The sequence below is a fragment of the Pseudemcibacter sp. genome, assembly GCF_965661635.1.
GTDB lineage: Bacteria > Pseudomonadota > Alphaproteobacteria > Sphingomonadales > Emcibacteraceae > Pseudemcibacter.
In genome coordinates, this window is sequence record NZ_CBFIEP010000147.1 from 37,947 (window position 1) to 48,484 (window position 10,538).

Annotated in this window: 12 protein-coding genes; 5 read left to right on the forward strand and 7 right to left on the reverse strand. The window is 40.6% G+C overall.

What is annotated here, in order from left to right; translation table 11 throughout:
* Nucleotides 1–2: 2 nt before the first annotated feature.
* The 3 genes from ACTF6W_RS09955 to ACTF6W_RS09965 all read right to left on the reverse strand — a co-directional run bounded on the left by ACTF6W_RS09955 (nucleotide 3) and on the right by ACTF6W_RS09965 (nucleotide 2,236).
* Entirely contained in the window at nucleotides 3–752 is a 750-nt protein-coding gene (locus tag ACTF6W_RS09955; RefSeq protein WP_438994388.1) for a YebC/PmpR family DNA-binding transcriptional regulator, read from the reverse strand.
* A 104-nt stretch (nucleotides 753–856) separates the two neighbouring features.
* On the reverse strand, nucleotides 857–1,669 hold the full coding sequence (locus tag ACTF6W_RS09960) for a TIGR00282 family metallophosphoesterase (protein ID WP_438994389.1): 813 nt from the start codon (nucleotides 1,667–1,669) through the stop codon (nucleotides 857–859).
* Entirely contained in the window at nucleotides 1,670–2,236 is a 567-nt protein-coding gene (locus ACTF6W_RS09965; RefSeq protein ID WP_438994390.1) for a 5-formyltetrahydrofolate cyclo-ligase, read from the reverse strand.
* Nucleotides 2,237–2,533: 297 nt separating this feature from the next.
* Between ACTF6W_RS09965 and ACTF6W_RS09970 the strand changes: the two genes are divergently transcribed.
* Together ACTF6W_RS09970 and ACTF6W_RS09975 are read left to right on the forward strand one after the other, a co-directional pair.
* A complete protein-coding gene (locus ACTF6W_RS09970) occupies nucleotides 2,534–3,178 on the forward strand; it encodes a glycosyltransferase (protein ID WP_438994391.1) in 645 nt (214 codons plus the stop codon).
* Nucleotides 3,175–3,651, forward strand: coding sequence for a glycosyltransferase (locus ACTF6W_RS09975; protein WP_438994392.1), 477 nt, complete (start codon nucleotides 3,175–3,177; stop codon nucleotides 3,649–3,651). The genes ACTF6W_RS09970 and ACTF6W_RS09975 overlap by 4 nt, the downstream gene beginning before the upstream one ends.
* Here the strand turns inward: ACTF6W_RS09975 and ACTF6W_RS09980 are convergent.
* Entirely contained in the window at nucleotides 3,648–3,965 is a 318-nt protein-coding gene (locus ACTF6W_RS09980) for a cell division protein ZapA (RefSeq protein ID WP_438994393.1), read from the reverse strand. The genes ACTF6W_RS09975 and ACTF6W_RS09980 overlap by 4 nt on opposite strands.
* 16 nt (nucleotides 3,966–3,981) lie before the next feature.
* Complete coding sequence (locus ACTF6W_RS09985) at nucleotides 3,982–4,299, reverse strand: hypothetical protein (protein WP_438994394.1); 318 nt, start codon at nucleotides 4,297–4,299, stop codon at nucleotides 3,982–3,984.
* A gap of 276 nt (nucleotides 4,300–4,575) precedes the next feature.
* Between ACTF6W_RS09985 and tkt the strand changes: the two genes are divergently transcribed.
* From tkt to ACTF6W_RS10000, 3 genes are read left to right on the forward strand one after another with little or no spacing between them, the layout of a single operon-like run.
* Nucleotides 4,576–6,549 (forward strand): transketolase, encoded by a 1,974-nt coding sequence (tkt, locus tag ACTF6W_RS09990; RefSeq protein WP_438994395.1) that lies wholly within the window; start codon nucleotides 4,576–4,578, stop codon nucleotides 6,547–6,549.
* 23 nt (nucleotides 6,550–6,572) lie between these two features.
* Nucleotides 6,573–7,580 carry a type I glyceraldehyde-3-phosphate dehydrogenase gene (gap, locus tag ACTF6W_RS09995; RefSeq protein ID WP_438994396.1) on the forward strand — a complete coding sequence of 336 codons (1,008 nt, stop codon included), beginning with the start codon at nucleotides 6,573–6,575 and terminating at the stop codon, nucleotides 7,578–7,580.
* A gap of 7 nt (nucleotides 7,581–7,587) precedes the next feature.
* Nucleotides 7,588–8,799 carry a phosphoglycerate kinase gene (locus ACTF6W_RS10000; protein WP_438994397.1) on the forward strand — a complete coding sequence of 404 codons (1,212 nt, stop codon included), beginning with the start codon at nucleotides 7,588–7,590 and terminating at the stop codon, nucleotides 8,797–8,799.
* A gap of 47 nt (nucleotides 8,800–8,846) precedes the next feature.
* Here ACTF6W_RS10000 and ACTF6W_RS10005 read toward each other — a convergent pair whose 3' ends face one another.
* Together ACTF6W_RS10005 and ACTF6W_RS10010 are read right to left on the reverse strand one after the other, a co-directional pair.
* The gene (locus ACTF6W_RS10005; RefSeq protein ID WP_438994398.1) at nucleotides 8,847–9,656 is read right to left on the reverse strand and encodes an SDR family NAD(P)-dependent oxidoreductase; all 810 of its coding nucleotides are present in this window, start codon (nucleotides 9,654–9,656) and stop codon (nucleotides 8,847–8,849) included.
* Nucleotides 9,657–9,685: 29 nt separating this feature from the next.
* Nucleotides 9,686–10,538 (reverse strand): hypothetical protein (locus tag ACTF6W_RS10010; protein WP_438994399.1); only part of this gene is annotated, 853 nt, incomplete at its 5' end.

The following is a 10,538-nucleotide window of genomic DNA, read 5'->3' on the forward strand; positions in this document are numbered from 1 at the left end:
TGTCACGCGCCAAGTTTCTCCATTACATCATCAGGAATATCATAATTGCCATATACATTTTGTACATCATCAAGATCTTCAAGTGCATCAATCATTTTTATGAGTTTTGTAGCCCCATCGAAATCCAACTCAATCATATTCTGAGCTTTCCAAATCAGTTTGGCTGATTTTGGTTCTTCGCCTGTTGATTCAGAAAGGGCCGTTGAAACCGCATTCAAATCTTCCATAGCACACGTAATTTCATGTGTATCATCATCAGTTTCAACATTATCAGCCCCTGCTTCAAGCGCTTGTTCAAACATATCATCAGCAGAAATACTGCTTTCTTCATAGATAATTTCACCAACATGATCGAATTGATAAGCAACGCTACCGCTTTCACCCATGTTGCCACCATTTTTGGAAAATGCTGTGCGAATATCCGTTGCTGCTCTATTTCGATTGTCCGTTAAGCTTTCAACAATTATCGCCGTTCCACCGGGTCCAAACCCTTCATATCTAATTTCATCATAATTTGCACTGTCACCTGCTTGTGATTTATTAACAGCGCGCTGAATATTATCTTTTGGCATACTGTTTGATCGGGCGTTTTGAATGGCGAGGCGAAGGCGCGGATTAGAATCCGGATCTGGGCCACCCATTTTCGCTGCAACTGTGATTTCTTTTGAAAGTTTACTAAATAATCCGGAGCGTTTTTTATCCTGAGCTCCTTTACGATGCATAATATTTTTGAACTTGGAATGACCTGCCATTTTCTTCTCTCTTCTTTGCCTTTAGGCGAGCATAAATATTTAATGAATTAATGTATGAACCCTTGATAAACCACCGAGTCCCATTTGTGAATAGCTTTTAATTATTAATTGGGAAATGTTTCGTGCAAACGCGCACCCATTCTTATCGGATCAATACGTTTTGCAAGTCCCGTTTTATCATCCGTCTCTACAAATACGCCGCAAAGCGTGCCATCGCCATTTGCCGGTGTATATCGGTCACCACGAACTTTTTTTGTAAATCTATTTATGGGCTCTGCTTTATCCATGCCTATAACACTATCGTAATCACCACACATACCCGCATCGGTTTGATAGGCGGTGCCGCCATCAAAAATTTGTGCATCAGCCGTTGGAACATGACTATGTGTTCCCACCACAAGTGACGCTCTTCCATCAAGAAATTGTCCCATGGCCATTTTTTCAGAAGTGGCCTCTGCATGAATATCAACCAGAACAAACTTAACAGAGCTGCCCAAAGGATATTTTTTAAGTTCTTCGTCCACGGCTTTAAAGGGATCGTCAAGCGCATCCATAAAGACACGTCCCATAGCGTTTACCACCAACATTCTTCGGCCGCGCGTGTCTTCAACCACTATTGATCCTTTTCCAGAAGTACCCGCAGGGAAATTAATAGGGCGAATTAAACGTTTTTCCGTATTGATATAGGTTTTTGTTTCTTTTTGGTCCCAAACATGATTACCGGTCGAAATGACATCAACCCCCATTTCAAAAAGCTCTTTAACGATTTTACTGGTTATTCCAAAACCGGCAGCGGCATTCTCGCCATTAACGACGATAAAATCCGGTTTAAGGCGTTCTTTGATTTCTGGTAATTTTTCGGCAACGATTTTTCGGCCACTTCGCCCCATAATATCACCTAGGTAAACAACTTTCACTTATGAAAAATCCTTATAAATGTTCTGATCAGTTACAATCATGTCCAATTTTTGATCATAGTCATCAACTGGCACTTGCGCAATCTTTTGTCCTTCAAAGGCTATACCAATGGCTATCAAATCAGAATTGACCTCTTTTAACGATGCTATTGTGCGATCATAATATCCACCGCCATATCCTAATCGGTTCCCACTTTCGTCAAATGCGAGAAGCGGCACTAATAACACATCAGGTATTATAATCTGCTCCGAACTTTCTTTGGTATTAAAAGGGCCATCTATAAGATCCGTCTTCATATCCCATGAATGAAATTCAAGTGGCTGATTGCTTGCAATTATTGACGGAAGAGCAATTGGAAAACGTGCCGCATGCAATACTTTTAAGCATATCAAGGCGTCAAGCTCATCAATAATAGGATAATATCCGGATACCGTTTTAATCGTATCCAATTCTTCGAGCATAATTATTTTTGCCGCGACTTTTCTTGCCGCCATACCATTATCATTGCGGAATATTTCAGCACGTACCTCTTTGGCTTTTTTTCGGATTTTATTTTTTTCAGACATTTTCAATCATATTGCTTTGATAAAAAGAGTGCGGGACCGTTTGGCCGTGAATGCTATTTTATCCTCCAGAACCTAATACGTATAGGTGGGCGCCACGATAATAAGGCCACGGCCCTAACAGAGGCAGCTCCCGATGGAGAATTATCGCCCCGGGGATAATATGAAACACCAACGAAACAGAACCCGCTTTTCCTTATGTAATGCTTCTTTATGATATGAGCAACGTCAAGTTTGCATTATTAATCAAATTAACATAAATAATGGAGTTAGATATCAATCAGGGGCCGAAAATAAATCATGAATAATAACATACCCCATTTACTGCATGTGTTTCCTTCTTTTGGTCGTGGTGGTATTCCCATTCAAATTAGTCACGCCATCAATTATTTCGGAGATCAAGCTCGACACACAATTATATCGACCAACGATGACTATGGTGCAAAAGAAGTACTAAACGCAGAGTTAGATGTCAGTTTTCCTAATTTAGATCATTTAGCTGAAGGCGGTTTATTAAAAAGGCTTAAAAATTACCAACGATATTTAAAAGACACAAAACCCGATGCTTTACTTTCTTATAATTGGGGAGCCATTGAATGGGTGCTCGCCAATAGCTTTAGTCCAAAAATCTATAACCTTCATTCTGAACACGGATTTGGGCCCGATGAAGCAGATAAAACACTTTTAAGACGTGATCTATTTAGACGCTTTTCACTACGTAATACTGAAACCGTTTTGGTTCCCTCATTAAACTTAGAAAATATTGCCCTAAATACATGGCATATCCCTAAGGAAAAGATCGTTTATATTCCTAATGGTGTCGATATTGCGAAATTTGAAAAAAATGAACCATCCTTCATTATTCCTGGATTTCAAAAACAAACGGATGAAACCATTATCGGTACAATCGCGCCTTTAGCCCTGAAAAAAATATTGGCCGCATGATTGAAGCCTTTGCTGCATTGCGTAAGAAAAATATCAAATCACGATTATTAATCATTGGCGATGGCGCAGAACGGACAAAGTTGGAAGCATTGTGCGTCACACTCAATATACAAGATCAAGTGGTTTTTGCTGGATACATTTCAAAGCCAGAAACTGTTATTGGTTATCTTGATGTGTTTGCCATTTCGTCTGATACGGAGCAAATGCCAAATACGATACTAGAAGCAATGGCTGCCTCACTTCCTATTGTCGGCGTTGCGGTAGGTGATGTAAAAAATATGGTAAGCGTTCAGAACCAAGAATTCATAACGCCACTTAATGATGATCTAGCATTCTCAAGTATGATGGAAAAATTAACAGGTGATAAAGAGAAACAGATTAAATTGGGCGAACTAAACCTTAGTCATGTAAAAGAAAAATACGATCGACTAATCATGTATAAAAAATATGCAAAATTATGGGGTATTAATTAAGAAAGTTCGAGCGTTTTTGCCATTTCTTCAATTTTTAATATCGCCTTACCCATAGCGACATCCATGCGCTTCACTTCTGCCGCTGCTTCGGAATGAGATGGTAATTCACCATCATTTAATTCATGTAGTTCGTCAGAAATCATTATAGCCGTCATCAAAAGCAGACGCGTATCACCAGTGGACCCTAAATGTTCAATCAGGGAGGATGCACGTTGATTAATATAATCTGCCAACATTTTAAGGCGTTCTTCACCACCATCCTGACAAGCTAAATGATGATCTTGATTATTAAAAGTTACCGTTACCTGCCCCATAATAATTCCTTAAAAATTAATGTGTGTTTTGTTCCGAAATAAGAACATCAAGTTGCTTGATCATCAATCCCATTTCTTTTTGCGCCGAGTCGCCAGCTTGCTCTAAAGTTTCAATTCTTTCCTCAAGCTTCTCAACATTAGTGCGCGCCACTTCAAGTTCACGTGATAATGCACGGTTTTCTTTTTCGAGTTGATGAATAAAATCTGCCTGCTCACTAGACCCTGACTGGGATCTAGCCTGTTTAGAAACGATGGCCTTCTCTAAACGACCCAACACTTCTTCTAAGGCCATGACCGTTTTATCAGCTGTTAAACGTTGATCGTTATCACTCATTTCATCATCCCAATCTCTTTTTATTTCTTTGCCACGAGCTTTTAGACTAGCAACATTTTGATAAAAAAATCCACCAAAAAGCTTAAAGAGAGAAAAATACAAGAAAAAAAGTAAAAAGTTGATACAAAATCAGCTATTTTTAACATAAGAATATTGACCCTGAGGCCAAGAAAGTCCATTGTGCGCCGTGAAAAGAGATTGAAATTACTTTTACACAATCCCTCTCAAACGATAGAGGGAAAATTATAGAAACTTAAAAGGTTATATTTAGATAAAATGACTGTGACAGCGAATGAAATGGCAAATGCAATCCGCGCACTTAGCATGGATGCAGTTCAACAAGCAAATTCCGGACACCCAGGCATGCCTATGGGTATGGCAGATGTCGCAACAGTGCTCTTCACAAAACATATGAAATTTGACCCTTCATGGCCAGAGTGGCCTGATCGGGATCGCTTCATTTTATCTGCAGGGCATGGATCAATGCTGATCTATTCTCTCCTTTATTTAACGGGTTATGATAATCCAACAATTGAAGATATTAAAAACTTCCGCCAACTTCATCAACCTTGTGCTGGTCATCCAGAATATGAAGAAGCTCCTGGTATTGAAATGACAACAGGGCCGCTTGGTCAAGGACTTGCAACATCAATTGGATTTGCAGTCGCAGAAAGACTAAGCAATGCTCGATTGGCTGATCTAAGCGATCATTATACTTATGTTGTTGCAGGTGATGGTTGTTTAATGGAAGGAGTTTCACAAGAAGCAATTTCACAAGCGGGCCATTTAAAACTTGGAAAACTTGTTGTTCTTTGGGATGACAATGAAATTTGTATTGATGGTAAAACGGAAATGACCGTTTCCGACAACCAGCTTATGCGCTTTGAAGCATCAAATTGGCATACAATCGCCGTTGATGGTCATGATATGGATGCTGTTAATGCGGCAATCGAAGAAGCCAAAAATGATGATCGTCCTTCTCTAATAGCTTGTAAAACAACCATTGGTTATGGAGCACCAAATAAAGGGGGCACATCCGCCACCCATGGTGCACCGCTTGGACATGATGAAATCGCGGCTAGTCGTGGATTTTTAAATTGGCCACATGAAGCCTTTTTTATACCGGATGATATTCTATCTGCGTGGCGCGCTGCCGGTGCCCGTGGTAAAGAAACTTCTGCTGCATGGAAAGTAAAATTCGATGCTCTTGATGACGCGACCAAAGCGGATTTTAACCGCCGCTTAAATAAAGATTTGCCTGCGGATTTAACGGATGCCATTAAACAATATAAACGTGACCTTGTTGCAGAGCCCGTTGGCCCTGCGACACGAAAAGCATCACATATGGCGTTAGAGGTCATCAACCCAATTGTAACCGAAACTATTGGTGGCTCTGCTGACCTTACCGGATCAAACCTTACTTTAACTAAAGATTTAGGCGTCATTACTGCAAATGATTTTGCGGGACGTTATCTCTATTATGGTGTTCGTGAATTTGGTATGGCGGCGCTTATGAACGGCCTCGCGCTTCATGGTGAATATATTCCTTATGGTGGCACATTCTTTGTATTTACGGATTATTGCCGTTCCGCAATTCGCCTGAGCGCGCTCATGAAACAACGGGCGATTTACGTTATGACACATGATAGTATCGGGCTTGGTGAAGATGGTCCAACCCATCAACCGATTGAACATCTTGCCTCTCTTCGAGCGATGCCTAACGTAAATGTTTTCCGTCCTTGTGACGCGGTTGAAACGGCAGAATGTTGGCTTGCCGCACTTGAAGATAAAGAAACACCATCAATTCTGGTTTTAACTCGCCAAGGATTAAAACAAGCTCGTCTTGAAAATAATGATGATAATCTTTCGGCCAAAGGCGGATATGTCATCAGCAAGGCAAGTAGTGATGCAGCCGTTACAATCATTGCAACAGGCTCAGAAGTTGAGATTGCAATTGAAGCTCAAGCGGAACTTGAAGCTATGGGAACAGCTACTAAAGTCGTTTCTATGCCTTCATGGGAAAAGTTTGATGCCCAATCACCAACCTATCAAGAAGACGTCCTAGGCAATCCTCAAGTATTTGCTTCTATTGAAGCTGGTTCAACGTTTGGTTGGGAAAAATATGTTGGACGTGACGGTGTAAAAATAGGTATTGACGAATTTGGCGCCTCTGCCCCTGCAAGTGATCTTTATAACCATTTTGGTGTTACGAAAGAGAACCTCGTTTCACAAATTAAAGCTAATTTATAAATTATTAACTGGAGAAAATAATCATGACAATTCGTGTCGCAATTAACGGTTTTGGTCGTATTGGCCGTTTAGCCCTTCGCGGGATCTACGAAAGTGGTCGTGACGACGTAAAAGTTGTCGCAATTAATGATCTTGGCGATGTAAAAATGAATGCATACCTTCTTAAGCGTGACAGTGTGCATGGCAAGTTCCCGTTTGATGTAAACGTCGACGGAAACAACATTGTTATCGGTGATGATAAAATTGCTGTATCTGCAGAACGCAATCCTGCTGATCTTCCATGGGGTGATCTTGATGTTGACGTTGTCTATGAATGTACAGGGTTTTTCTGTGATAAAGATAAAGCATCGGCACATCTTGACGCTGGCGCTAAAAAAGTTCTTATCTCTGCACCAGCATCAGGCGTTTCAAAAACCATCGTATTTGGTGTAAACCATGAAACACTTGAAGCGGGCGATAAAGTTATTTCAAACGCGTCTTGCACTACAAACTGTCTTGCACCTGTTGCACAAGTCTTAAATGAAACAGTTGGCATTGAAAAAGGTATTATGACTACCGTTCACGCTTATACTGGTGATCAACGCGTTCTTGATACACTTCATAGTGATCCACTTCGCGCACGTGCATGCGGTCTTAGCATGATCCCTACATCAACAGGTGCAGCACGCGCCGTTGGTCTAGTACTTCCTGAACTCTCTGGAAAACTTGATGGCACATCAATCCGCGTACCAACTCCGAATGTGTCACTTGTTGATCTTACATTTGTTGCGAAAAAAGATACAAGTGCCGATGAAATTAACGCTGCAATTAAAGCAGCCGCTAATGGCCGCTTGAAAGGTGTTCTTGCTTATATAGACGAGCCTGTTGTGTCAATCGATCTTAATCATGATGCGCACAGTTCAAGCTTTGATTCTGCTCAAACATCCGTCATGGACGGTAATCTTGTTCGTATTCTCACATGGTACGATAACGAGTGGGGCTTTGCGAACCGCATGTCTGATACTGCTGTTGTCCTTCATAACGTCGGCTAGGGTTTAAATGACGACTTTTAAAAATATTAAATCGTTGGGCGCGCTTGCTGGCAAGCGCGTCCTTCTTCGTGCTGATCTAAATGTACCCATGAAAACCGATGAAGACGGACATCGTGAAGTCACTGACGATACACGCATCCTTTCTGTAACACCTACCATAAAAGCATTAGCTGATGCTGGTGCACGTGTTTTGGTATTATCTCATTTTGGAAGGCCCAAAGGGGAACGTAATCCGGATATGTCGCTAGAACCTCTTGGACAGCCGCTTGCTAATGCAACGGGTTTACCCGTTTCTTATATTGATGACTGTATCGGTGATGAAGTTCTCGACGTTATTGATGCCATGGAAGATGGTTCCGTGCTTTTGCTTGAAAACGTTCGTTTTTATCAGGCTGAAACTGATAACGATGCAGATTTTGCCGCTGAACTCGCTAAAAATGCTGACTTTTTTGTTAATGATGCGTTCTCCTGCTGCCACCGCGCGCATGCTTCAACAGTTGGTATTGCAGAAATTTTACCTTCTGCTGCTGGTCTGGCGCTTGAAAAAGAATTAATCGCCCTTGAGGGTGCTTTAGGTAATCCAGTTCATCCGGTTGCCGCTCTTGTTGGTGGTGCTAAAGTTTCAACAAAGCTTGATGTGTTAACTAATTTAGTTGCTAAAGTAGATCATTTGATTATTGGCGGCGGCATGGCGAATACATTTCTTGCGGCACAAGGTATTGATGTTGGTGCATCACTTTGTGAACATGATCTTGCTGATACGGCAAACTCTATTCTTAAAAATGCCAAAAAAGCAGGCTGTAAAATTCATTTACCTGATGATGTTGTGGTTGCAAAAGAATTTGCCGCAAATGCTGAAAATAGAACCACCACTTCTGATGATGTTGCCTCTGATGAAATGATACTTGATGTTGGTGCAGCCACAGCTGCAAAAGTCGCTGAAGCCTTAAATGATTGTAATACACTTATTTGGAATGGTCCCATGGGTGCCTTTGAAATTGAACCATTTGATGTCGCTACGGTAACAGTCGCAAAAGCGGCCGGCGCCTTGACCGAAGATGGCACTCTTGTTTCTTTAGCCGGTGGTGGTGATACAGTTGCTGCACTAAACCATGCTGGTGTCGCAGAACAATTTAGCCACATTTCGACAGCTGGCGGCGCCTTCCTTGAATGGATGGAAGGTAAAGAATTACCCGGTGTTAAAGTATTACTGGCTTAAGTTATAAATTTTAAATGATATAAAGCTGAGCCTTTTGCTCGGCTTTTTTATAAATTTAATTTATCGATAGTGAGTTCAATACTTTTAACTATTCTCTCGCACTTTTTATTATCAAGTGCATCAGGATGTTGCGATGCAAAAGCCGCATTATCGTTATCATAGTATTTCCCTGTAGCATCTGAAAAGTCTGGATCTAATGCAGCGCGCACGAGAATTGAAACACCAATATTTATATCATTTCCAGCCACTCCAAATGCATCTTTTACCATCTTACTGGCTAAAAATGATCCAGGATTTACGGCAATAAATATTGGTCCCATTTCTTTATTCATTATCCCTAAATATCGGGACCACATTGTAATCGCCAATTTACTCTGTGCGTAAGCGTCGCCATCAGATAGTTCTTGTTTTCCTTCCATAGCTAGCAAATTAACTGGGGACTGCGCAGCAGAAGAAAGATTGACTACCCTCGCTTCTTTATCAAGCAACGGACTTAACATTTGCGTTAACAAATAAGGTGCAAATGTATTGACCACAAAACGAATATCATACCCTTCTGAGGTAATAGTATTTGCCGTTTTATAAATTCCGGCATTGTTTATAATTACATCAATTTTTTGATGTCTTTTCATGACTTGATGTGCAAATGATCTAACATCATTCAAATTGGATAAATCACAAATGTAACTTTCGATTATGCCCGTTTCAGGCAATGCTGAAAGATTTTTAACGATATCATTTAGTTTCGTTTCGTTGCGGCCATGTAATAAAAGGGTATGTCCCATTGAGGCTAATTTTTTTGCAGTTTCTAACCCAATACCGTCTGTCGCGCCGGTAAGTAATATTATCTTAAGCATTATGAAGTTCTTTCAAAAATATACTCACATTAGCGATCAATCACTACACTGACTGTTGCAGGGCCTGATGGGTCAAGATTAATATAACTGACTGTGGCCGTGTTTCCTTTAAATAATGGACGAATAGCGGGATCAAAAAACGGGATTGGTTTAAGCGGTCTAATTGCTCCCATATTACCCAATGATAAGATATCTCCTGCCTTTAACGGACGCCCTCTTTTCATCATTTGATCACGCAAATGTCTAACGCGATATAAAGGCTCATACGCACTTTTAATTTCACCTGAGGCAAGAACTTCACCTTCTTCATTTGTCATGTTAAAGCTAAAATTATTAAGACGCTCAACCCATTCTTCGGTAGCTTCCGTTTTAATAAGTTCGCCAACAATACCGTTTCGAAAATCATAATTGCTTGCAATTCCGCCTTTTTCTGACCTGCCCTCTGGTGTTTGTAGCATATCCGGCATTTCTATAAACGGCTGAAATCCGGCAAGTGCCGCTAGAATTTCCATGTCTGTTTCTGCCGTATTAATATCTTCAGTTCCAACTACCGCTGCAAAATCAGCTTCAACAAAAGTCATATAACAACAATTAAAATCAATATGTGCGCCGGATGGATGAATTCCTTTTTCAAACATTGCAGCTGTAACGGGACCCGATAATCCATCAACAGGACCATTATCATATTGTCCTTTAGAGAATGAGCCTATTTTATAACCAGCTATCTTCCCTCTAAATTTAAGCTGTTCTTCTATAAAGTAATCCGCAATTTGATAGGCCTCTTCTTCTGAAATATCATCTGAAGAAATGGGATCAATTGGCCTTGCTTCGTTAAAATTTTGAACGAAGCTTTTAGCCAAGATTTGTTGATCTTCCCTATTA

Excerpts from the sequence above, each read along its gene's own strand:
- ACTF6W_RS09955 (WP_438994388.1), bottom strand. The coding sequence starts at position 752 with ATGGCAGGTCATTCCAAGTTCAAAAATATTATGCATCGTAAAGGAGCT.
- gap (WP_438994396.1), top strand. The coding sequence starts at position 6,573 with ATGACAATTCGTGTCGCAATTAACGGTTTTGGTCGTATTGGCCGTTTA.
- tkt (WP_438994395.1), top strand. The coding sequence starts at position 4,576 with ATGACTGTGACAGCGAATGAAATGGCAAATGCAATCCGCGCACTTAGC.
- ACTF6W_RS09985 (WP_438994394.1), bottom strand. The coding sequence starts at position 4,299 with ATGAGTGATAACGATCAACGTTTAACAGCTGATAAAACGGTCATGGCC.
- ACTF6W_RS09980 (WP_438994393.1), bottom strand. The coding sequence starts at position 3,965 with ATGGGGCAGGTAACGGTAACTTTTAATAATCAAGATCATCATTTAGCT.
- ACTF6W_RS09975 (WP_438994392.1), top strand. The coding sequence starts at position 3,175 with ATGATTGAAGCCTTTGCTGCATTGCGTAAGAAAAATATCAAATCACGA.
- ACTF6W_RS09970 (WP_438994391.1), top strand. The coding sequence starts at position 2,534 with ATGAATAATAACATACCCCATTTACTGCATGTGTTTCCTTCTTTTGGT.
- ACTF6W_RS10005 (WP_438994398.1), bottom strand. The coding sequence starts at position 9,656 with ATGCTTAAGATAATATTACTTACCGGCGCGACAGACGGTATTGGGTTA.
- ACTF6W_RS09965 (WP_438994390.1), bottom strand. The coding sequence starts at position 2,236 with ATGTCTGAAAAAAATAAAATCCGAAAAAAAGCCAAAGAGGTACGTGCT.
- ACTF6W_RS10000 (WP_438994397.1), top strand. The coding sequence starts at position 7,588 with ATGACGACTTTTAAAAATATTAAATCGTTGGGCGCGCTTGCTGGCAAG.